This is a genomic window from Brevundimonas sp. RM1 (genome assembly GCF_052907225.1).
This window is the reverse complement of the sequence record NZ_JBRERY010000014.1, coordinates 1-21,835: the sequence shown is the minus strand read 5'-3', so window position 1 is coordinate 21,835 and position 21,835 is coordinate 1. Positions and strand designations below refer to the sequence as shown.

Below are 21,835 nucleotides of genomic sequence, written 5' to 3'. Positions count from 1 at the left end.
GGAAGGGCGAGCCGTCCGCGACGTCTTGAGGAGGGCGAGAATTTGACCAAGCACATCTTGGTGGTCGGCGGGGGCATCGGCGGGACCATGACCGCCAACAGTCTGGTCGCGAAGCTGTATCCTGAAATCGCCAGCGGCAAGGTGAAGGTCACCATGCTGAGCGATTCTCCGTGGCATTATTACAAGCCTGCATTCATGTATGTGGCCTTCGACATGTTCTTCAACGAAGAGCTGCGCCGCAAGCAACGCAGCCTGCTGCGCCCCGAGATCGACTTCATGGTCGACAAGGTGGTGCAGTTCGACTTCGCCGGTTCACGCGTGAAGACCCAGAGCGGTCAGGTCATCGGCTATGACTACATCGTCGTCTCGACCGGCTGCCTGCCGGCGCCGGAACGCATTCCCGGACTGAAGGAAGCGGGCGACTACTTCTATCAGCACGACCCGGCCCGCCAGTTGGCCGACAAGCTGCGCCGCTTCGAGAAGGGCCGCATCTTCATCACGGTGAACTTCCCCGAGACCCCGAACGTGCCGCACCAGTGCGGCATCGCCCCGATCGAAACCACCCTGATGCTGGACGAGTACCTGCGTCGCCGGGGCATCCGCGATCAGGTCGAGATCGTCTACACCTATCCCAGCGTGGCCCAGCTGCTGCGCAACTGCCTGTTCCTGCAGCACGAGACCTGCGAGATCCTGCCCTCCATCTTCGAGAGCAAGGGCATCAAATACCAGCGCGGCTTCACCCTGAATTCGGTCGATCCCGACAAGAAGATCGCCACCTCGGCCGAGGGCAAGGAAGAGGGCTTCGACCTGCTGATGTGCACCCCGCCGATCCGGGCGGTGGACGCCGTGCTGGAAAGCGGCGTGTCCCAGGCGGCGAACAACGAAGGCTGGCTGCCCACCGACCGCCAGACGCTGCAGATGGAAGGCTATCCGAACGCCTATGTCATGGGCGACACCGTCGACCTGCCGGTCAGCAAGGCGGGCGGCTCCTGCCACAACCAGTGCCCGGTGATCGTCAACAACATCGCTGGCGACATCCGCATCGGCCGCACCGTCGACGCCTATGACGGCAAGGTTCAGGCCGTCGCCCAGATGGGCCTCGAGGTCGGAATGCCGCTCTGGTACGACTATGACGAGGACGTCCACCCCACCCCGCCGACCAAGGTCGGGGGCCTTCTGCGCAAGGCCTTCAACCGCGGCATCTACTGGTCCGTCGCCCGCGGGATCGTCTGATCCATGGCCGCAGACACTGAAACCAAGGGGAAAGACACCATGAGCACCGCCAAAACCACCGCCCCCGCACCGGCCATCGTCATCGACGAAGCCACCGAGCGCGGCGTCCAGCATCTGATCGACAAGGCCGCCCCCCTGCTTCAGGGACAGCGTTTCGACAACGTCATCGACCTTCTGTCCCTGCTGTCCGACGCGGTCGACATGTCGGACGACGCCATGATCCAGAAGCTGATGAAGGTCTATGAGGAGGGCGTCGGCGCCGCCTGGACCCTGGGCAACGCCGCGCGCTACGCCGGAGCCCAGGCCGCCCACACGCCGCCGCCGTCGCTGCTGGGCCTGGTGCGGGCGGCGGGTGACGAAGACGTCCGCCGCGGCCTGCATTTCGCCATCCGCTTCCTGGGCGTGCTGGGCCGTCAGATGAAGGACGACGGCGCCGCATGACCCCCGACGATCCGCTCGCGAGCCTCTATCACGATCGGATCAGGACGCTGGCGGCGACAGTCCGCAACGATCGCCGCCTGGAGGGGGCCGACCTGTCTCTGACCCAGGTCAGCCCCCTGTGCGGCAGCCGAGTGACGCTGGATATCGCCCTCGACGCGGCGCTGCGGATCAAGGCCTTCGGCTGGCGCGTCCGCGCCTGCACCCTGGGCGCGGCGGCGACGGCTCTGGTCGTGCGCAGCGCCCAGGGCCTTAGGCTGCACGCCGCCGCCGGATGGCATGACGCCATGCAGCGCCGCCTTGAGGGCGAGGATGCGGCGGTCGAAGGCCTCGAGACGCCCGAGGTATTCGACGCCGCCCGATCCTTCCGGGCGCGGCACGGGGCGGTGCTGCTGCCCTTCGCCATACTGGCCGAGGCCTGCGCGATCCGGCCGGACGCCGGCGCATAAGAAAACAGGCCGCCCCGGCGAACGGGCGGCCTGTCTTTCTTCGAGTCTGCTCGCCGCCTAGTTCGGGCGGGCCATCGAGGTCATGGCCGAGGCCTTGGCGCGCTCGGCGGCCAGTTCGTCGGCGACCAGCGGCACCAGGCCGCGGTCCTGTAGATAGCCGCCGCGGCCCGCGGCGCCTTCGGACATGAACTCCTGAACGAACTGTTCGAGGCCCGGCGTCACGCCGATGTGGGCCTTCTTGACGTAGATGTAGAGGCTGCGGGCCAGCGGATAGGAGCCGTCGGCGATGGTGGCGACCGAGGGGGCCACGCCGTCGATGGTCTCGGCCTTCACCGTGTCCATGTTCTGCTCGAGGAAGGAGAAGCCGAACACGCCCAGCGAGCCCGGCGTGCGGTTCAGGGTCTGGACGATGGCGTTGTCGTTCTCGCCCGAGTCGATCCAGGCGCCGTCTTCACGCAGGGTGTGGGCGATGGTTTCGAAGCGGGTCTTGTCCTGCTTCTCGATGGCGGCGACGGCCGGGATCAGCTTGGCGCCCGGCGCCATGCCCAGCTCCAGGAAGGCGTCGCGCGTGCCCGAGGTCGGCGGCGGGCCGTAGACCTGGATGCGGGTGGCCGGCAGGGCCTTGTTGACCTCGTTCCAGGTCTTGGCGGCGTTCGGGCCCAGCTGGCCGTCGGCGCCCGGCGTTTCCTTGGCCAGGGCCTCGTAAAGGTCGTTCAGCTCGAGGTTGAAGCTCTGGCCCGTGCGGGCGGTGGCGACGACGATGCCGTCGTAGCCGATCTTGATCTCGACGATGTCAGTGACGCCGTTCTGGACGCAGCGGTCGAACTCGCTCTGCTTCATCGGACGCGAGGCGTTGGCGATGTCCGGGGTCGAAGGGCCGACGCCCGAGCAGAAGGCCTGAATGCCGCCGCCGGTGCCCAGGGATTCGACGCGGGGGGCCGAGCCGCCGCCGCCGTTGCGCGCGAAGGTCTCAGCCACGCGGGTGGCGAAGGGGAAGACGGTCGAGGAACCGGCGGCCCAGATGCCCGTCCGAGCCTTCTGCGAGCCGGGGGCGCCGCCCCCCTCGTTGTTTCCGCAGGCCGCCAGGGCCAGCAGGGCGGCCGCGCAGGCCGTGAACTTCAGTGTGCGGATCATGGCCGGACCTTCTCCAGTCGTCAGTGCACGACGCTTAAAGCAGGAAAATGTGACGGTCCGGCCAGACCTTTGTGACAGTCAGGGCAAACCTGCCCGATACGTCGTCAGAGCAGGCGCTTGCGCATGATCTGGGACAGGGTGTCGATCAGGGTCACGGCGATGACCACGATGATGACGATGGCGGACACGGCCTTGAAGTTGAAGGCGTTCATGCTGTCGAACAGCACCTGGCCGATGCCGCCCGCCCCGATCAGGCCCAGCACGGTGGCCGAGCGGCTGTTCGATTCGAAACGGTAGAGGGCGAAGGAGGTCCACAGCGGCGCCACCTGGGGAATCACGCCCCAGACGATCTCGTGCAGCTTGGAGGCGCCGGTGGCGCGCACGCCTTCGACCGGACCCTTGTCGATCGACTCGACCGCTTCGGAGAACAGCTTGGCCAGGACGCCCGCCGTGTTCAGGGTGATGGCCAGAACGCCGGCCAGCGGGCCCAGGCCCACGGCGGTGACGAACAGCAGGCCGATCACCAGGTCCGGCACCGAGCGCAGCAGATTCATCAGCCAGCGCACCGGCGTCACCACCCAGGCCGGGGCCATGTTGCGGGCGGCGGCCAGGCCCAGCGGAATGCCGAACAGCACGGCCAGGAAGGTGCCCCACAGGGCGATCTGGATCGTCTCCCACATCTTGGCGACGAACATCTTCCAGTCGGAGAAATCCGGCCGCAGCAGGTCGTGGACGAACATCTTCATGCTGTCGTTGCCCGAAAACAGGCGCGAGATGTTGCCCAGGTCGACCGCGTCGACGCTGTACAGCAGGACGGCGATCACGCCGCCCCAGACCAGGACGTCCATCGCCCAGGAGACGGCGGACTTTTGCGGCGCGGCCGGAACCGGCGACGTCGGAAGCGGAGCTGCGGTCAAGGTTGGACCTCACGCAGGCTGCGCAGGCGCTGAAGCTCGGCTTCGGCGGCGGCGACGCCGGCCTTGTCGCCCTTGGCTTCGGCTTCGCCGCGCTTCTGGTCGGCGATCATCTCGCGGATCGGGTTGAGATAGGAATCATCGGCCGGGGCGAAACGGGAATACTCCAGGCCCGCCAGCACCTTGCGCTGGCGCTCGGCCTCGGGGCCTTCGCCCTGGCCGTAGGTCAGGAAGAAGCCCCGGATCTTTTCCTTCAGGGCCGGGTCCAGGTCTTCACGCACGACGATGCCGCTCTCGGGCACCGGCGGCGAGGTCCAGATCTCTTCGATCTGATCGGCCAGCTGGGCGTTCTCGCGGCGCATGAACACCAGGTTGACGCTGTTGGAGGTCGCCACGTCGATCACGCCGGTGGCCACGCCGAAGGCGTTGGCCTGGTGGTTGGCCGAGCGCACGGTCTTGAAGCACTGCGACGGCACGACGCCGCGCGCGTTGAACAGGAAGGTCATGGGCGCCAGCGTGCCCGAAGTCGACTGGGCGTCGCCGATGCCGAAATTGTACTGCTTGCCGCAGGCCAGCACCTTGTCCAGCGTGATGCCCGAGCCCTTCTTGACGATCAGGGTCGACTGATAGGAGTCCAGCCCTTCGCGGTTGACGGTGCGGGCGATGACCTCGGCGTTGGCGCGGTCGATGGCCTCGACCTCAGGCTTGGCCGAGAACCAGCCGACCTGGGTGTGGTTGCCGCGCATGGCCTCGACCAGAACCGTGTAGTTCGAGCCGAAATAGGGCTTCACCGGCACGCCGATCGCCTTGGACATGTCGTCCAGCAGCGGCTGCCACAGCGGTCCGGCCGAGGCCTGGCCTTCCGCCGACAGGATGGAGAAGGTGATTTCGCTGGGCGCGGCGCCCGACTTGGTCTCTTCGCCCTTGCCGCAGGCGGCGAGGCCCAGGGTCATGGCGGCGATGGCGGCGGCGCCCAGCAGGCGGCGATTGATGGCGATGCGGGTCATGCCTTGGCTTCCCAGAACGCGTCCTCGTACTCGGGACCGTAGATTTCGATCAGGCGCTGGGTGTCCAGGCCCGTGGACGGACCGTCATAGACCACCTTGCCCTTCTGCAGCGCGATGACGCGGTTGCAGTAGCGAATGGCGTAGTCGACCTGGTGCAGGGTGACGATCACGCCCATGCCGTCGCGCTTGTTCAGCTCGACCAGCAGCTCCATGACCTTGCGGGCCGACACGGGATCGAGCGAGGCGACCGGCTCGTCGGCCAGGATGGCCTTGGCGCCCTGGACGATGGCGCGGGCGATGGCGCCGCGCTGCTGCTGGCCGCCCGACAAGGTGTTGGCGCGCTGAGCGGCGTAGTCGGACACGCCGACGCGGTGCAGGGCCGCCATGGCCTTGTCCTTGTCCGCGCCCGGCCAGACGCCGAACAGGCCGCGCCACGACGGCAGGCGCCCCAGGGCGCCCAGCATGACGTTGGAGAAGAGGCTCAGCCGCCCCACCAGATTGAACTGCTGGAAGATCATGCCCAGGCGGCTGCGCGCGCGGCGCACGGCGCCCGTGACGCGGCCGTTCTGCTGAACGACCTCGCCGAAGACCGTGATGGTTCCGCCGGGATCGATGGGGTGCAGACCCGTGATCGAACGCAGCAGGGTGGACTTGCCCGAACCAGAGGGACCGATCAGGGCGACCATTTCACCGGCGCCGACCTCGACGGACACGCCGTCGAGCGCCTTTCTGGCCCCGTAGGTCTTCGAGACGTCGCGAACGGACGCGACGGCGGCTGTTGAAGAACTCATGAACCCATGGATGAGGTTGCGACAAAGGGGGCGCCGCATGACGCGAGACGGGCGCAAGGGCAAGTCTTAATGGCATGTCTGCGTCGATTTCGTCCAGTGCGGCGCCGATTCAGCCGAGCGCTGCGGCGCGCGCGCCATGCAACCCCGCCATGAAATTTCCACTTTACATGACAGGCCAATGCCCCCATATCGCGCGTTCCGGCGGACCCCGTAGGTCCTATCTTGCGCCGCTAACGCCGGGTCTGGGTTTAACAATCATCAGGGGGTTACGTGAATTGCACACGTACCAGCTTCCCCTGGACCTGGTCCGTCAGCGGTCCCCGGAGCGTCCGGTCGCACTCGTGCGTCCCCGCTCCGTTGCCGTAGCGGCGCAGTGGTTCCAGGATAATCTAAAAGCCGACGTCTTCTATGCGGTGAAGGCGAACCCTTCGCGCTGGATCATCGAGGTTCTGGTCGAGAACGGCGTCAACGCCTTCGACGTCGCCTCCCTGGCCGAGATCGAACTGGTTCGTTCGGTCAGCCCGAACGCGCGCCTGGCCTTCATGCACCCGGTCAAGAGCCGCGGCGCGATCAAGGCCGCCTACGCCGACCACGGCGTGCGCACCTTCGTGCTCGACAGCCATGACGAGCTGGACAAGATTCTCGAGTCGACCGGCCACGCCGACGACCTGAACCTGATCGTCCGCATGGGCGTGTCGGCGGACGGCGCCGCCTATTCCCTGTCGGGCAAGTTCGGCGTCTCGCCGGACCAGGCCCCCGCCCTGCTGCAGGCCACGCGCCACGCGGTCAAGGACGGTCAGATGGGCGTCAGCTTCCACGTCGGTTCGCAGTGCATGCGCCCCTCGGCCTATGAGGCGGCGATGACTCAGGTCGGCCGCGCCATCAAGAAGGCGGGCGTCTTCGTCGATATCGTCGATGTCGGCGGCGGCTTCCCTTCGGTCTATCCGGGCATGGTCCCGCCGGACCTGAGCGAATACGCCGACGCCATCCATCGCGGCTTCAACGAGATGCCGGTGTCGGAAACGACCGAGCTGTGGTGCGAACCCGGCCGCGCGCTGGTGGCCGAGGCCTCGTCGGTGCTGTGCCGCGTGGACCTGCGCAAGGGCGACGCCCTGTATCTGAACGACGGGTCGTACGGCTCGCTGTTCGACGCCACCCACTCGCGCTGGCCCTTCCCGACCAAGCTGGTCCGGGACGGCGAGTCGTCGTCGGAGCTGAAGCCCTATCGCTTCTATGGTCCGACCTGCGACAGCATCGACCACATGCCGGGCCCGTTCTGGCTGCCGGCCGATGTCCAGGAAGGCGACTTCATCGAGATCGGCATGATGGGCGCCTATGGCGTCGCCATGTCGACCGGCTTCAACGGCTATGGCGAACACGAGATCGCCGCCGTCGAGGACGCTCCCATGGGCTCGATGTACGGCCTGGCGCCGCGCTCCATCCCGACCGTGCGCACCACGGCCGAGGAGAACGCCCGCAAGGTCGTCCGCCTGTCGCGTCCCAAGGGCAAGGCGGGCCAGCGCAAGCGCAAGCGCTGATCCATCGCATCACGCCTTGAACTGAAAAATGTCTCAAGGCTTTGGTACAAGCAGCGGCCCGTCGCTCCGTCCGGGCCGCTGTTCCTTATTGACGACGGGCGCTCAAACCAAAGGGAAACCCGAGAGATGAACGCACCGGTTCGTTCCAACGCCAAGGCGGAGCTGTTGGCCACCACTGTCGAGCACATCGACATCACCAGCTTCGACGCGCGCCCGATTATCGATTCCATGCGCAAGATGTCCTTCAGCTCGCGCGACACCGCCCGCGCGGCCGACATCTTCAACATGGCCCTGGAAGACGAGGCCTGCTCGCCGTGGCTGATCCTGGCCGGTTCGACCTCGGCCGGCGGCTGCATGGACGTCTACCGCGACATGGTGAAGTTCGGCATGGTCGACGCCGTGGTCGCCACCGGCGCCTCGATCGTCGACATGGACTTCTTCGAAGCCCTGGGCTTCAAGCACTATCAGGCCGCCGGCCAGGTGGACGACAACATCCTGCGCTCGCACTACATCGACCGCATCTACGACACCTACATCGACGAAGAAGAACTGCAGGCCTGCGACCACGCCATCTATGAGATCGCCAGCCGCCTGGAGCCGCGCGGCTATTCCTCGCGCGAGTTCATCTGGGAGATGGGCAAGTGGCTGTCGGAAGGCAACGCCAAGAAGCCCGGCTCGCTGATCCAGACCGCCTATGAAGAAGGCGCGCCGATCTTCTGCCCGGCCTTCGTCGACTCCTCGGCCGGTTTCGGCCTGGTCAAGCACCAGAAGGAGCGCATGGCCGAGGGCAAGCCCTACATGATGCTGGATGCGATCGCCGACTTCCGCGAACTGACCGACATCAAGATCGCGGCGGGCGTCACGGGCCTGTTCATGGTCGGCGGCGGCGTGCCGAAGAACTTCGCCCAGGACACCGTCGTCTGCGCCGAGATCCTCGGCGTCGACGCCGACATGCACAAGTACGCGGTCCAGATCACGGTCGCCGACGTGCGCGACGGCGCCTGCTCGTCCTCGACGCTTCAGGAAGCCGCCTCGTGGGGCAAGGTCCAGACCACCTACGAACAGATGGTCTTCGCCGAAGCCACGACCGTCGTGCCGCTGATCGGTTCGGACGCCTATCACCGCGAAACGTGGAAGAAGCGCCAGCCGCGCCGCTGGAACAAGCTGTTCGGCAAGTAAGACCCGCGCGGAACGGAAGGCGGCGCCTTCTCGATCCCGCGACAAAGACGAGGGCCGGCGGATCGCTCCGCCGGCCCTTTTTCTTTGCACGCGCAACATTGCCTCGCGTGAATGCGGGAACCTCCGCGCGACCGGTCCGCTTGTCTTGCACGAGCAAGGAGACCTTCCATGACCGATCCCGCCGCCGAGAACGAAGACGCCCGCGAGGCCGCCGCCATGGGCGAGAAACCCGATCTGGGCCACGTCGAGGACGCCCTGAAGAAGGCCCTGCAAGGCAGCGATTCCGGTTCCGACACCCGCGCCGGCTCGCTGCGGGGAGGCTCGGCTTCCGGCTCGGAGATCGATCCGGACCAGGACGCCATCAACGCCGATATCGCTCGCCAGGGCCGCGAAATGGCCGAAACCCACTCGCGTCCGGCGGGAGGCCCGGAACAGGCCCGCAAGTCGACGGGCCAGCCCGGCGACGACGTGGACGCTCCTACGGGTTGAACCGCCTTGCTGCCGCCGCACGGATAGGCCACGGTGCAGATAGTCGCATAGGGATTAAGGACGTAGGCTGAATGAAGCGTAGCGTGGCAACCGTCGTCTTGGCGCTGAGCGTCGGCTTGGCGGCGTGCGATGACCGCAGTCAGGCCGCGCCCGAAGTCGAATCGCCCTCGGTTCCCGCCGCCGAACCGGCGAGGGAGGCCGCGCCTGCGGCGGCTCCGCCCGCCGCGGCGACGCCCGCCGCGCCCGCCACAGCCATCAAGGGCGCTCCGGCTTTCGCCGCCCTCTATCCCGGCGCTCAGACCGATGCGGCGCCCGTCACGGCGTCCGGCCCCGACGGCCCGGGCGGCATCGTCACCTTCACGACCGACGCCACGCCCGACGCCGTAATCGACTTCTATCGCCAGCGCGCCGAAAAGGCGGGCCTGTTCCCCATCATGGCGATGAACCAGGGCGAAGCGCGCGCCTACGGCGCCTCCGCCCGTACGGAAAAAGGCGCCAGCCTTCAGGTCGTGGCCGCGCCCGACGAAGACGGCCTGACCTCGGTTCAGCTGAGCTGGAGCGACGGGGCGTGATCACCCGCCCGGCGCTCGTCGCGACCGCCGCCGCCGCGACTCTGCTGCTGGGCGCCTGCGCCGGCACCCCGGCGGCCCTGCGCCCCGAAGCGGCTCGCGCCGCCGCCGCCCCATCCGGCTATCTGGACGCCTCCGCGCTGGAAACGCTGGCCGCCGCCCTGCCTGGCCCGCCCGCGCCCGGCTCGATCGTCGACCAGACGGACAAGGCGCGCTCGACGCGCATGGCGGCGCTGGAAGATACCGACCGCTGGCTGCTGGCCACCGCCCATGCCGAATTGCGCCCGCCGCTGGCGCTGCAGCATTTCAACTGCGCCCTGGGCGTTCAGCTGACGCCCGAAGACGCGCCGGAGCTGACGCGGCTGATGCAGCGCCTGTTCCACGATGCCGACACGGCCGCTGAATCCGTCAAGTCGCGCGCCTTTCGCGCCCGTCCCGTCGGCGACGACCCGACCCGTCAGGCCTGCCAACGCCTGACCGAGGCCGGACGCCGCAGCGCCTCCTATCCTTCCGGCAGCTCGACCGTCGCCGTAGTCTATGGCGAGGCCTTCGCCGCCCTGGACCCCGCGCTCGCCGACGAGGTCCGCCGCATGGCCCATGCGATCGGTCAAAGCCGTCTGGTCTGCGGCATGCACTATCCCAGCGATGTCGCCGCGGGCGAAGATCTGGGCCGCGCTGTCTTCGCCGCCGCCGCCGCTCAGCCCGCCTTCGCCGCCGACCTGGCCGCCGCCCGCGCGGGGATGGCGGCCCTGCGCGCGCGGCGCGACGGCGCCCGGCTGCGCCTCCGAGGCGCTGGCGCTGGCCACGCCCCTGCCCTGATGGCGGCTCTGCTGGCGGGATTGATCCTGACCGGCGCTCAGACCTGGTCCCTGCCCGCCGCCCGCCCGTGCGACGCTTCGGAACTGACCGAACTGACCGCCGACACGACAACGCCCTACCGCCTGACCTGCCGCGCGTTCCTGACGCCCGGACAGGTGATCGTGCGCCCCCTCCTGATCGAAGGCGCCGAGGCCTCCGGCGCGGGCCTGGACTGCGCTGGCGGCGCCGTCGGCCGCCCCGGCGTCGCCGTCAGCACCCGCTCGCCCTCCATCGCCGTCTGGTCGCGCCGCATCGCCGTCGACCGCTGGAGCCGTCCGACGGACGTGCGCATCTCGCGCTGCCTGATCCACGGCTCGGTGCGGGTGTGGGGCATGGGGGCGGACGGGAGCTATGACGACCTGCGCGCCTCCTCCCGCACCGCCGACCACACCGCCGCCGCCCAGGCGGCCGCGCCCAGCCATATTGCGCTCGATGAGGTGATCATCCGGGGGACGGGATCAATCCCGCTCTACGTCGGTCCCGGCGTCACCCGTCTCAGCCTGACACGATCCACGCTCGAGGGCCGCAGCGTCGCCACCGCCCTCTACCTGGACGCCGAAAGCGCGGACAATCGGATCGAAGGCAATCTGTTCCGCACCCGCACCGAGCGCGAGATGATCGCGGTCGACGGATCGGCGCGAAACCGCATCACCGGCAATCGCTTCGAATTGGGCGGGCGGCCCGGCGTCTTCCTCTATCGCAACTGCGGCGAGCGCGGCGTCATCCGCCACCAGACGCCGTCGTACAACATCATCACCGACAACGCCTTCACCGGCGTCGCCCGCTGGCGTCCGCGCCTGGTGGTCGAAAACGCCCGGCAAGGCGGCCGCGCCTACTGCGGCGCCGACAAGGGCTACCCCTGGGGCAGCAGCGCCGATGATCGCGACGGCGCATCGCAGAACACGGTTCGTGACAATTTTCGAAAATGAGCGTAATTTTTGCCTCATATTCCGAATATATTTCAGTATAGGGCAATTTATTCCAGTCTGTGCCATTATTGACGCAATTCTGACTTGCTTGAGGCAAGCCTCGCCGTAATGTCGTCGGCGCAGGCCGTTCGGTCCTGCACGTACCGCGAGCCGTCGGTTCAGCCCCATCGTAGGGGGCGGGCGACGGCTTGTTTTGTTCAGGAGAGGGTCTCTTTTGAGAAAGAGAATTGTCCGCGAGTCCTTGCTCGCCTCGACCATCATCGGGGGCGCCGCCCTCAGCTTCATGGCCGCCACGCCGACTTTCGCCCAAACGGCCGAAGAAGAAGTTTCCGAAGTCAGCGCCATCGTCGTCACCGGCTCGCGCATCCGCCAGCCGGGCTATGAGGCGTCCAGCCCCATCACGTCGCTGAGCTCCGAATCCATCGCCATGTCGCAGCCCGTCGCGGTTGAAGAACTGGTCAAGGATCTGCCGGCCGCCGTGCCGGCCGTCGGTTCGGCCACCAACAACGGCTCGGGCGGCGGCGCGACCATTAACCTGCGCGGCCTGGGCACCAACCGCACCCTGGTCCTGATCAACGGCCGCCGCGTCGTGCCGTTCAACCTGGAAGGCGTGGTCGACACCAACACCATCCCGCTGGCCCTGGTCGAGCGTGTCGACACCGTCACGGGCGGCGCTTCGGCCGTGTACGGCGCCGACGCCGTCGCCGGCGTGGTCAACTTCATCCTGAAGAACAATTTCGAAGGCGTTGAGGTCAACTCCTCCTACGGCTTCTCGGGCGAGGACGACGCCGTTCGTCGCAAGTTCGACGTCACCATCGGCGGCAACTTCGCCGAAGACCGCGGCAACGCCGTCGTCAGCTTCGGCTACACCAAGACCGATCCGCTGTATCAGGTGCGTCGCCCCTGGGGCGAAGTCGCGCTGTCTTCGACCTCTGGCAAGCCGCTGGGTTCGGGCACCTCGGTCCCCGGTCGTTTCGACCTGACCCCCGTCAAGGGCGGCGTCGCCCTGCCGTCGGGCGCTGAACTGGACCCCACCACGGGCGCCCTGATCGGCTCGGACCACCCGAACTACAACTCGGCCGGCTATAACTACAATCCGTACAACCTGTACCAGACGCCGCTGAGCCGTTACCAGATCAACGGTCTGGGCAGCTTCAAGATCAACTCGGCCGCCGAAGTCTACAGCCACTTGACCTATGTCCAGAGCGACGTCTCGCTGGACAACGCCTCCAGCGGCACCTTCGGCAACACCTACAAGGTGCCGATCGGCAATCCGTTCATTCCGGACGCCATGCGCCAGCAATTCTGCGGCGCCCTGCTGATCGATCCGGCCAAGTGCGTCGCCGGCGCGGCGGGCGACACCATGATGGATCTGACCATCAACCGTCGCTTCACCGAGATGGGCACCCGTCCCGTCGACATCGAGAACAAGACTGTCCAGTTGCTGGCCGGCGTGCGTGGCGACATCAACGCCGACTGGAACTACGACGCCTACATCTCGCACGGTGAAACCCAGCAGCTGCTGACGCGCCGCAACTGGGGTTCGCTGTCCAAGCTGCGCAACGCCCTGAACACCGTCTCGTCGACCCAGTGCCTGGTTCCCGGCGCCTCGACCCCGGTCGCGGGCTGCGTGCCGATCAACGTCTTCGGTCCTGAAGGCACGATCACCAAGGAAATGATCGACTACATCAACCTGTCGTCGATGAGCAAAACCACGATCAAGCAGGACGTGGCCTCGGGCTCGATCTCGGGCATCCTGCCGGAGCAGTTCAGCAGCCCCTGGAGCGAGCGTCAGATAGCCGTCGCCTTCGGCGCGGAATGGCGCCGGTCCAGCGCCGAGACCCGCGGCGATGCGGCCTCGCAAGCCAACGGCGAAATCCTGGGCACCGGCGCGCCGGTTCCGGATCGCAACGGTCAGTTCGAACTGCGTGAAGCCTTCGCCGAACTGGCGGTGCCGCTGATCGAGAACATGCCGTTCATCCACAGCCTGAACCTGGAAGCCGGCTACCGCCAGACCGAGTTCAAGGCCGGCGGTTCGAAGACCAACTACGGCAGCTACAAGTTCGGCGGCGACTGGTCGCCGATCGAGGACGTCCGCGTCCGCGCCATGTATCAGCGCGCCACCCGCGCCCCGAACATCGGCGAACTGTTCAACCCGCAGGTCACCGGCCTGGGCAACATGGCGATCGATCCGTGCCAGCTGGACCTGATCAACAGCGCCGACGCCAACACCGCCGGCACGCTGAGCAACCTGTGCCGTCTAACCGGCGTGCCGGAAGGCGCGATCGGCTACGTGGCCAAGCCCAACTCGGGCCAGGTCAACCAGCAGACCGGCGGCAACCCGAACCTGGGTCCGGAAGAGGCTGACACCTGGACCATCGGCGCCGTCTGGCAACCGGCCTTCGTGCCGAGCCTGCGCCTGAGCCTCGACTACTATGACATCAAGATCGACAAGACGATCAACAGCCCCAGCCTGGCTGATGTCATGAACGGCTGCTACGACAAGGCTCTGAACCCAACGCTGGCGTTCAACGACAGCTGTAAGGCGATCCAGCGCAGCGCCGCCAACGGTTCGCTGAACGGCGTCGACGCTAAGGGCGTCATCCGCCCTACGACCAACGCCGGCAACGAGCGCGTCTCGGGCTTCGATATCGCGGCCAACTACCGCGTCGAACTGTCCGACTTCGGCTTGGGCGACGTCGGCCGTCTCGACCTGAGCGTCAACGGCAGCATCCTCACTAAGCACGAGACCCAGGCCACCCCGGTCTCCGTGCTGCGTGACTGCGTCGACTACTACTCGGTCTCGTGCGGCGAGCCCAAGGTCAAGCAACGCTGGAACAGCCGCGCCACCTGGACGCTGGGCGACTACTCGGCCTCGCTGAGCTGGCGTCACCTGTCCGACGTCGAAGTCGAGCCGAGCAACACCAAGTGGTTCCCGGACTACGCCCAGATCGACAGCTACGACTACTTCGACCTAAGCGGCCGCTGGGACATCACCGAGTCGGTGCGTCTGACGGCGACGATCAACAACCTGTTCGACAAGTCGCCGCCGATCGTCGGTTCGCAGATCGGCACCACGGCCGCGAACAACGGGAACACCTTCCCGCAGACCTACGACGCGATCGGCCGCTACTTCACCTTCGGCGCCACGCTGAGGTTCTGATAGCGTTCAACGCGTAAAATGAGAGAGGCGGAAGACCCCGGTCTTCCGCCTCTTTTTTCGTTTGGATCAGGTATTCCGCTAGAGCCGGATCAGGCCGGGCGCCCTGTCGCCAAGGCGCCGTAGAGGTCGGTGCGGCGATCGCGGAAGAAGCCCCAGGCCGCGCGGTGGCGATCCAGGAAGTCCAGGTCGAAGGTGTGGACGAGGACGCCCTCCTCCCGGTCCAGGCTCTCGACCAGATCGCCGCGATGATCCGCGATGAAGGAGTGGCCGTAGTAGGTCTGGCCCGCTTCCGTCACCTGCTCATAGCCGATACGGTTGGCGCCGACGACCGGCACGACGTTGGACACGGCGTGCCCCTGCATGGCCCGGCGCCACGGGGCGGCCGTGTCCAGGGTGTCGTCATGCGGTTCGGTGCCGATAGCCGTCGGATACAGCAGCACCTCGGCGCCCTGCAGCATCATGGCGCGCGCCGTTTCCGGGTACCACTGGTCCCAGCAGATGCCGACGCCGATACAGCCGAAGCGCGTGTCCCAGACCTTGAAGCCGGTGTCGCCGGGGCGGAAGTAATACTTCTCCTGATAGCCGGGGCCGTCGGGGATGTGGCTCTTGCGATAGACGCCCATCAGCTCGCCGTCGGCGTCGATCATCACCAGGCTGTTGAAGTAGTGCGGCCCTTCGCGCTCGAAGATCGAGACAGGCAGGACCACGCCCAGTTCCTTGGCCACCGGCTGGAGTTGCGTCACGGCCGGATGCTCGCGCCAGGGATAGGCGGCGCCGAACCACTTCTCTTCCTGCGAGACGCAGAAGTACGGCCCCTGAAACAGCTCCGGCGCCAAGATGACCTGAGCGCCCTTGCCCGCCGCCTCGCGGATGAAGCCGATGGTCTTGTCGATGTTCGCCTGCATATCCTCGCCGTAGGCGGTCTGGATGGCGGCGACGGTGATCTGACGGGTCATCAGGCGGGCTCCTGCTGGCTGATGCAGTGGAACGAACCGCCGCCCGACAGGATGGCGGTCGACGGCAGGGGGATGATCTCGCGATCGGGGAAGACGGTCGCCAGGGCTTCGCAGGCCAAGCGCGCGGCCATGTCATTGCCATAGGTCGGCACAACGACGGCGCCGTCGGCGATCAGGAAGTTCATGTGGCTGGCCGGGACCGGGCGCTCGTCCTCGTCCAAGATCAGACCGGGCGAAGGGATGCGCAGCACCTTGATCGGACGACCGGCGGCGTCGGTCATGGCGGCCAGAGCCTGGGCCGTCTGGTCATAGACCTCGGCGTTGGGATCCTTGGGGCCGAAGCCGACCGGGCAGGCCACTACGCCCGGCGCGACGAAGCGGGCCAGATTGTCGACGTGGCCGTCGGTGTGGTCGTTCAGCAGGCCGTCGCCCAGCCACAGCACCTTCTTGGCGCCCAGGGCTTGCGCGAAGGCGGCTTCGGCCGTCTCCTGCGTCCAGCCGGTGTTGCGATTACGGTTCAGGACGCACTGGCGCGTGGTCAGCACCGTGCCCTCGCCGTCGTGATCGACAGCGCCGCCTTCCAGGATAAAGTCATGGCGGGTCAGGGCGACGCCCGTCTGTTCGCCGATCTGATCAGCGACCTCATCATCGTGCGGCAGGTCGTACTTACCGCCCCAGCCGTTGAAGACGAAGGCCTGAGCCGAGGCCGAGCTGGCGCCGAAGATCGGCCCGGTGTCGCGCAGCCAGATGTCGCCGAACCGCCCGGCCACAACCGTCACGCCCGCCACATCGGCGAAGCGCGCCCGGGCGTCGGCCAGGGCCTCGTCATTGCCGACCATGAGCTTGACCTGCTCGCGGCCCGGCCCGGCCAGGGCGCGCACCAGGGCCTCGACCTCGGCCTGAGCCGGCTCGAGGTTCTCCTCCCACAGATCGGCGTGGCTGGGCCAGCCGACCCACATCGCGCGATGCGGAGTCCATTCAGCGGGAACAGGCAGGGTCATAGGGCGAAAACGTCCACACAAAAGGATGAAGCACGAAGGGGGCGAGATAGGCCCTGACGCTTCCGGGTTCAATGGCGACGGGAAGCGCCTGACGCCTCAGGCAACGCGACGGCCCTGTAGAGCGAACAAAGAGAAAGGGCGGCCCGTCGCTGGACCGCCCTTTCCGTCTCGTTCAATCAGCGCTGCTTCTTAGAAGCGGTAGCGGACGCCGACCTTCACTTGCCACACCGACTCGGTGCCGAAGGTGGCCGGGCTGCGAGGCGTGAAGCCCGTGAAGTTATATTTGCCGTCAACAATCGACGCCGCGACGTTGTTCGAGGTGTAAGGGAAACCGATCTGTTGGATCGTGCCCCACTCGTCGTTGATCAGGTTGCCCAGGTTCTTGACGTCGAGGTAGCCTTCCAGCTTGGCGCCGCCCGGGAAGAAGGCCGGCAGCTCTTGCGAGATGTGCAGGTCGACCGTCGTGACATACGGCGAGTTGAAGGCGTTACGCGGCGAGATTTCACCGGCGTACTTGATCAAGCCCGACTGGTGCAGGAAATCGTTGAAGGTGCCAACGTTGAAGTTCGGGCCATAGGTGACCCGCGGGTCGCTAGTGGCCGTGACATTGCCCGCCGAGTCAGCCGTCGGCACGTACAGCAGCTGGCGCTGGGTCGTGACATACTCGCCGTACAGATTCGCCGGGCTGGTGCCGAAGGTATAGCTGAACGGCAGGCCCGAACGACGCTGGGCGTACAGGTTGAAGCGCGTGCGGTAGTCGCCGAAGAAGGCGCGCGAGTAGGTCAGGTTCAGCTTCAGCGCATGCTCGATCTCATAGTTCGAGGTCGCCAGCTCCGGGTCATTCGGATCCGAGAGGGCGATATTGCCGAAGTTGGAGTTGGCCGTCGACGACGTAGCCGGCGAGCGATCCGTGCTGTCGAGATAGGTGTAGGACAGGTTGAAGCCCGCGCCGTTCAGCCAGCCTTCGTACCAAGCCTTGTCCAGACCAATGGCGAACTGATCGGTTTTGCCGCCGTTCAGGTTCGTCAGCATCAGCACCTGCTGACCACGACGCACCGGGTTCGGGTCAAACATCGGACGGCCGTCCGGCGCCGTCCCGTTCTGGGTGTCGGCCATGCTCAGGTCGACCCAGCCGATGGCGTTTTCCAGCTCCGAGTGGACGTACTCAGCCGTCACGCTCCAGCCGGCACCCATGTGGAAGCGGCTCAGGTCGAAGATCTTGTTGACGCCCAGCGAGGTCTTCCAGATCGACGGCGTCTTAAAGGACGGGCTGATCAGGTTGATGTTGCCGGTGCCCTTCTCGGCGCTCTCGGTGACCTTGTCCTTGAACTGGTCGTTCGGGTTCAGGCCGTCGATGTTGTCCAGATAGACGCCGCTCTCGCACAGGCCGAAGCTGCCAGCGAACTGCGACTGATAGTTACGGTCGCGCTTGCACTGGTAGGAGCCGGTCAGGTTGCCCGGGTTCGAATAGGAGTTCGAGATCCAGACGTTCGGCGAACCGCCCTGGAAGCGACCGAAGCCGCCGTAGACGGTCAGGGTCGGGTCCGGGCGCCAGTTGAAGCCGAAGCGCGGCTGCAGGATGCTGATGCCGTCCAGGTTGGTGTCGTTGCGGAAGCCAAAGCGGTCGTAGAAGGCTTGGTTGAACTGCGGCTTGTCATCCGAGGTGTACCAATCGTAGCGCAGACCAGCCGTCAGGGTCAGCTCGGGGCTGACCGACCATTCGTCCTGGAAGAACAGGGTGTTCAGCGCGTAGCCGAAACTGGCGCCGCCATCGTTCTTGTTGTTGCTGGCGGCGTTGGTGTAGCCGACCGAAGCAGCCTTACGCGCCTCGAAGTCAGCCAGCGACGCGAACTCATACTCAGCATTGGCCACTTGGACGAACAGGTTAAAGATATCCTGTTCTTCACGCTCATAGCCGGCCGTGATGCGGTGACCGAAACCAGCTTCCCAGTTACCGACGAGGCGATACTGGGTGGTGTCGACCGTCAGCATGTTAGCGTGGCGCGAGCGCTCGGGGCCGAAGCGGACCGAACGGCGGACACCAGTATTCGTACCGTAAGGCGCGTCCAGATAGACCTGCATGGCGGCGAAGTCGTTGCCGGCGAGGCCCGTCGACAGGTTCTCGACTTCCTTGCGGCTGATCGAGAACTCGGTCGAGAAGGTGTCGGTCCAGTCCGAGAATAGTTGGGCCTTATAGGCCTTCAGGTTCTGGTCGATCTGATAGGCCGACGACAGCAAACCGACGCTGACGTAAGGACCGCTGGTCGTCGTGTTGTTCAGGCGCAGATCGCTACCTTCGGTCTGCTGGTACGAGAACACAGCGCGGTGCTGGTCATTGATGTTCCAGTCCAGCTTGGCGAAATACTTCTCGTCCTGAACCGTCAGGGCGTCGGCCGACCAGTCGAGCGGATCATAGCCATAGACACGCTTGGCGATATCACGAACCTGATCGACGTGAGCCTGGGTGATGCCCGGAGCCTGGTTGACAGCGCTGGAGCCTTCCGGACCCGACAGAACCGGCTGGGTCGATTCATACTTCTCGTAGTTCACCAGGAAGAACAGGCGATCCTTGATGATCGGGCCGCTCAGGGTGGCGCCCCACGTCTTCTCTTCGAAGGCGCCGGTCAGGGTGCGGTTCTGGCGCTCGCCCGAGATGAAGTCCTTGTAGCTGAAGCTGTCGCCGCGCAGATCGTCGTTGGTGACTTCCCAGAAGGCTTCACCATGAAACTCATTGCCGCCCGACTTGGTGACCGAGTTGATCACGCCGCCGGTGAAGCTGCCGTACTGCACGCCGTAGGGAGCCACGTCGACGCTGACCGCTTGCAGCACCGAACGCGAGATTGGCGAACGCAGGGTCGGATAGCCGTTGCCGTTCAGGCCGAAGTCATCGCTCTGCTTGATGCCGTCGATCAGCATGGCGTTGTAGCGGGTGTTCTGACCGCCGATCGACAGGGCGTCGTTGTTCGTCGGGTCCACCGTGGCGAACGGGGTCGTGCGCACGATGTCCTTAATGTCGCGGCTGATGGACGGCAGCGTCTCGATGTCTTCTAGGTTCAGACGAGCCGTCGGCGACGTGCGGACGGCGCGCACGCCGCGCACGACCACTTCGGCGACTTCCGTAGCCCCGGCATCGACTTCAGCCGACACCGTAACGTCGAACACCGTCGGGGCGCCGATGCCGACGCTGCCCAGCGTCGCCGTCTCGGTCTGGCCATCGATGACCACAGCCACAGTGTAAGGGCCGCCAACGCGCAGGTTGCGCGCCGTGTACAGGCCGTCTTCATTGGTCACGGTCGTGGTGCTGGTGCCCGACGGCACGTGCGTGACGACGATGGCCGTGTTGGCGACCGGCGCGCCCGAAGCATCCGTAATCACGCCCCGGATACCGCCCGTGGTTTCCTGGGCGAAGGCGGCGCTGGAGGTCGCCAACAGGATGGCTGCGGCGGAAACCCCATAGGCGAGGTTGCGGTTCAACATTGGTGCTGTGATCCCTTTACGACGCCAGATGCCAGAACGACGATCCGCGCGGTCATTGATGAGGCGGCTTTAGGCCCCCCGTCCGACGCTCGGGCGACAGCTAGATGACAGAATGATGACAGCGCTTCAGGGTGGCTTGGGCGCCACACCGAAAAAGGGCCTTTCAGCGACCTAAATAAGCCGAGTCGACAGAGCGTCCGCCACCCGCCCGGCCGTCGCCGCCATGACGCGCGGCTCATGATAATTGCCGTTGATCTGGGTGCGATTGATCACATAGGCGCGGAAGGCGGCGAACAGTTGGCGTTCCGCGGGCCGCGGCGCCTGCCAGAAGGCGTCTAAGGGCTGCTGATCCGTCAGCCCCTCGAAATCGAAGAAGGCCTGCCCCAACACCTTGACCGGCGTGCCGAACCCCAGGGCCGACAAGGCGGCGCTGGAGTTGTTGACCACCATGCCCTCCGAAGCCCGGCACAACTGAGCCAGATTGCCGCCGTCGATGAAATCGACGCGGCCTTTCAGCCCGCGCGCCTCGGCCATCCGGCGCGTCTCGCGGGCGAGATTGACGATACCCGGGTCGAGGGGATGGTTCTTGACGACCAGGCGGCTGTGCGCCGGCGCGCCGGCGGCGAAGCTATCCATGACCCGCGCCAGGAAGGACAGATTGTCGTGGATGTCGGAATAGCGCAGCAACTGGGCGTCGCCGTCGCGCTGCAAGCAGGCGATAAAGAAAGGCCCCTTGGTCCGAAGACGGTCAGCGTTGCTGGCGCCTTGCGGCCGCATGCCTAGCCCCAGATAGCGGCGAACATGACCAAGGCATTGCCGCCATGGCGACGCCGAATAGTGATGGCGGAAGCGCGGAAACAGCAACCACCCCAGCGGCTGCACCGCATGGTAGAGACTGATGTTGATGACGTGGTGCGGCAGAATTTTGCCGACAGGGCGCGAGACCGGGAGTTCCGGCGGCGGCGGCGGATAGCCTGACGCCGAGCGAGGCAAGGCGCTGGAGCCGTTCACTCCGTTGCGCTCCAGAGTGATCCAGTCAGGCCGGAAGTAACCATTCTCGAGAACCCAGACGCGCGCCTTCAACCGGCTCGCCTGATTCAGGACGCCCTGATTATAGGGACCGCCCTCCCCGAACACGATGATATCTGTGAACTCGGTCTCGAGAGCCGCCAGTCTTTCTGGCCACAGCTCCGCTCTCTCGCGGAAAGGCAGACCGCCCGAACGGCCCCAGTTCGAGACATCTCCAGCGTTGAATAGCATACGCCGCACGTCACCGCCACGCGCCTCAATGGCATGCGCCAGCACGCGTCCGAAACGGCCGAAAGGCGCGGACACGATGAGGAAGCGACGGCCAGTCAGATCAACCTGGACCTGAAGACCTAGCTCAAACTGGTCAGGATCAAACGGCGCGAGCAAACGCTGATATCTTTCGAGGAGCGAGCTCTATTAATAGCCCGGCGGGAGTCTTGGCAAGGCGAAACTGAACCCGATTTTGAACCTAAGCTCTTGAATCAAGGCCGCCGAACCCAGATCGAGTTCGGCGGCCTGATCAATCAATCGACCAAGGTTTCGGGGGCCGATCACGACCGGCCCCCTAGCGCCTTAGAAGTTGATGTCGACGGTGGCGCGGCGGTTCAGCGGCTCACGCACGCCGTCGCCGGTGGCCTTGGCCGGCTGGGTCTCGCCCTTGCCGTCCAGGGAGATCACGCC

Annotated in this window: 18 protein-coding genes; 9 read left to right on the top strand and 9 right to left on the bottom strand. The window is 66.0% G+C overall.

The features are described 5' to 3' along the window. The first annotated feature begins 42 nt into the window (after window positions 1–42). From ACU5AP_RS12425 to ACU5AP_RS12415, 3 genes are read left to right on the top strand one after another with little or no spacing between them, the layout of a single operon-like run. Complete coding sequence (locus tag ACU5AP_RS12425; RefSeq protein ID WP_289648327.1) at window positions 43–1,233, top strand: NAD(P)/FAD-dependent oxidoreductase; 1,191 nt, start codon at window positions 43–45, stop codon at window positions 1,231–1,233. Window positions 1,234–1,272: 39 nt separating this feature from the next. Continuing rightward, on the top strand, window positions 1,273–1,674 hold the full coding sequence (locus ACU5AP_RS12420) for a DUF1641 domain-containing protein (protein WP_088491741.1): 402 nt from the start codon (window positions 1,273–1,275) through the stop codon (window positions 1,672–1,674). Next, the gene (locus ACU5AP_RS12415) at window positions 1,671–2,120 is read left to right on the top strand and encodes an iron-sulfur cluster assembly scaffold protein (RefSeq protein WP_289648329.1); all 450 of its coding nucleotides are present in this window, start codon (window positions 1,671–1,673) and stop codon (window positions 2,118–2,120) included. The genes ACU5AP_RS12420 and ACU5AP_RS12415 overlap by 4 nt, the downstream gene beginning before the upstream one ends. A gap of 57 nt (window positions 2,121–2,177) precedes the next feature. On the opposite strand, the gene ACU5AP_RS12410 is transcribed toward ACU5AP_RS12415, so the two are convergent. From ACU5AP_RS12410 to phnC, 4 genes are all read right to left on the bottom strand, one after another. After that, window positions 2,178–3,254, bottom strand: a complete 1,077-nt coding sequence (locus ACU5AP_RS12410; RefSeq protein ID WP_396490206.1) for a substrate-binding domain-containing protein — start codon at window positions 3,252–3,254, stop codon at window positions 2,178–2,180. A gap of 104 nt (window positions 3,255–3,358) precedes the next feature. Beyond that, entirely contained in the window at window positions 3,359–4,102 is a 744-nt protein-coding gene (phnE, locus tag ACU5AP_RS12405; protein WP_003163977.1) for a phosphonate ABC transporter, permease protein PhnE, read from the bottom strand. A gap of 65 nt (window positions 4,103–4,167) precedes the next feature. Then, entirely contained in the window at window positions 4,168–5,175 is a 1,008-nt protein-coding gene (phnD, locus tag ACU5AP_RS12400) for a phosphate/phosphite/phosphonate ABC transporter substrate-binding protein (RefSeq protein ID WP_003163978.1), read from the bottom strand. Beyond that, window positions 5,172–5,966: a phosphonate ABC transporter ATP-binding protein gene (gene phnC, locus ACU5AP_RS12395; RefSeq protein WP_003163979.1), complete on the bottom strand. Its 795-nt coding sequence runs from the start codon at window positions 5,964–5,966 to the stop codon at window positions 5,172–5,174. Before phnC ends, phnD begins: the two co-directional genes overlap by 4 nt. Before the next feature lie 275 nt (window positions 5,967–6,241). On the opposite strand from phnC, the gene ACU5AP_RS12390 reads away from it, so the two are divergent. The 6 genes from ACU5AP_RS12390 (at window position 6,242) to ACU5AP_RS12365 (ending at window position 14,691) form a co-directional block, all read left to right on the top strand. Continuing rightward, entirely contained in the window at window positions 6,242–7,504 is a 1,263-nt protein-coding gene (locus tag ACU5AP_RS12390) for a type III PLP-dependent enzyme (RefSeq protein ID WP_040344588.1), read from the top strand. Between the two features lie 126 nt (window positions 7,505–7,630). After that, window positions 7,631–8,683 (top strand): 1,9-bis(guanidino)-5-aza-nonane synthase, encoded by a 1,053-nt coding sequence (locus ACU5AP_RS12385; protein WP_128719442.1) that lies wholly within the window; start codon window positions 7,631–7,633, stop codon window positions 8,681–8,683. A gap of 168 nt (window positions 8,684–8,851) precedes the next feature. After that, window positions 8,852–9,172 carry a ribonuclease gene (locus ACU5AP_RS12380; protein WP_128719441.1) on the top strand — a complete coding sequence of 107 codons (321 nt, stop codon included), beginning with the start codon at window positions 8,852–8,854 and terminating at the stop codon, window positions 9,170–9,172. Between the two features lie 71 nt (window positions 9,173–9,243). After that, the gene (locus ACU5AP_RS12375; RefSeq protein WP_088491740.1) at window positions 9,244–9,744 is read left to right on the top strand and encodes a hypothetical protein; all 501 of its coding nucleotides are present in this window, start codon (window positions 9,244–9,246) and stop codon (window positions 9,742–9,744) included. Then, entirely contained in the window at window positions 9,741–11,528 is a 1,788-nt protein-coding gene (locus ACU5AP_RS12370; RefSeq protein WP_446681313.1) for a phosphatase PAP2 family protein, read from the top strand. The genes ACU5AP_RS12375 and ACU5AP_RS12370 overlap by 4 nt, the downstream gene beginning before the upstream one ends. Window positions 11,529–11,742: 214 nt before the next feature. Then, window positions 11,743–14,691, top strand: coding sequence for a TonB-dependent receptor domain-containing protein (locus tag ACU5AP_RS12365; protein ID WP_446681312.1), 2,949 nt, complete (start codon window positions 11,743–11,745; stop codon window positions 14,689–14,691). Between the two features lie 89 nt (window positions 14,692–14,780). Here ACU5AP_RS12365 and aguB read toward each other — a convergent pair whose 3' ends face one another. The 5 genes from aguB to ACU5AP_RS12340 form a co-directional block, all read right to left on the bottom strand. Beyond that, on the bottom strand, window positions 14,781–15,647 hold the full coding sequence (gene aguB, locus ACU5AP_RS12360; protein WP_128719438.1) for an N-carbamoylputrescine amidase: 867 nt from the start codon (window positions 15,645–15,647) through the stop codon (window positions 14,781–14,783). Next, window positions 15,647–16,648: an agmatine deiminase family protein gene (locus ACU5AP_RS12355; protein ID WP_128719437.1), complete on the bottom strand. Its 1,002-nt coding sequence runs from the start codon at window positions 16,646–16,648 to the stop codon at window positions 15,647–15,649. Before ACU5AP_RS12355 ends, aguB begins: the two co-directional genes overlap by 1 nt. Before the next feature lie 189 nt (window positions 16,649–16,837). Beyond that, on the bottom strand, window positions 16,838–20,125 hold the full coding sequence (locus ACU5AP_RS12350; protein WP_446681311.1) for a TonB-dependent receptor: 3,288 nt from the start codon (window positions 20,123–20,125) through the stop codon (window positions 16,838–16,840). Window positions 20,126–20,296: 171 nt separating this feature from the next. Beyond that, complete coding sequence (locus ACU5AP_RS12345; protein WP_258317126.1) at window positions 20,297–21,262, bottom strand: capsular biosynthesis protein; 966 nt, start codon at window positions 21,260–21,262, stop codon at window positions 20,297–20,299. Between the two features lie 465 nt (window positions 21,263–21,727). Continuing rightward, a partial coding sequence (locus ACU5AP_RS12340) for a hypothetical protein (protein ID WP_446681319.1) occupies window positions 21,728–21,835 on the bottom strand: 108 nt, incomplete at its 5' end.

Excerpts from the sequence above, each read along its gene's own strand:
- phnD (WP_003163978.1), bottom strand. The coding sequence starts at position 5,175 with ATGACCCGCATCGCCATCAATCGCCGCCTGCTGGGCGCCGCCGCCATC.
- phnE (WP_003163977.1), bottom strand. The coding sequence starts at position 4,102 with ATGGACGTCCTGGTCTGGGGCGGCGTGATCGCCGTCCTGCTGTACAGC.
- ACU5AP_RS12410 (WP_396490206.1), bottom strand. The coding sequence starts at position 3,254 with ATGATCCGCACACTGAAGTTCACGGCCTGCGCGGCCGCCCTGCTGGCC.
- ACU5AP_RS12375 (WP_088491740.1), top strand. The coding sequence starts at position 9,244 with ATGAAGCGTAGCGTGGCAACCGTCGTCTTGGCGCTGAGCGTCGGCTTG.
- ACU5AP_RS12420 (WP_088491741.1), top strand. The coding sequence starts at position 1,273 with ATGAGCACCGCCAAAACCACCGCCCCCGCACCGGCCATCGTCATCGAC.
- ACU5AP_RS12355 (WP_128719437.1), bottom strand. The coding sequence starts at position 16,648 with ATGACCCTGCCTGTTCCCGCTGAATGGACTCCGCATCGCGCGATGTGG.
- ACU5AP_RS12350 (WP_446681311.1), bottom strand. The coding sequence starts at position 20,125 with ATGTTGAACCGCAACCTCGCCTATGGGGTTTCCGCCGCAGCCATCCTG.
- ACU5AP_RS12415 (WP_289648329.1), top strand. The coding sequence starts at position 1,671 with ATGACCCCCGACGATCCGCTCGCGAGCCTCTATCACGATCGGATCAGG.
- ACU5AP_RS12385 (WP_128719442.1), top strand. The coding sequence starts at position 7,631 with ATGAACGCACCGGTTCGTTCCAACGCCAAGGCGGAGCTGTTGGCCACC.
- phnC (WP_003163979.1), bottom strand. The coding sequence starts at position 5,966 with ATGAGTTCTTCAACAGCCGCCGTCGCGTCCGTTCGCGACGTCTCGAAG.
- aguB (WP_128719438.1), bottom strand. The coding sequence starts at position 15,647 with ATGACCCGTCAGATCACCGTCGCCGCCATCCAGACCGCCTACGGCGAG.
- ACU5AP_RS12380 (WP_128719441.1), top strand. The coding sequence starts at position 8,852 with ATGACCGATCCCGCCGCCGAGAACGAAGACGCCCGCGAGGCCGCCGCC.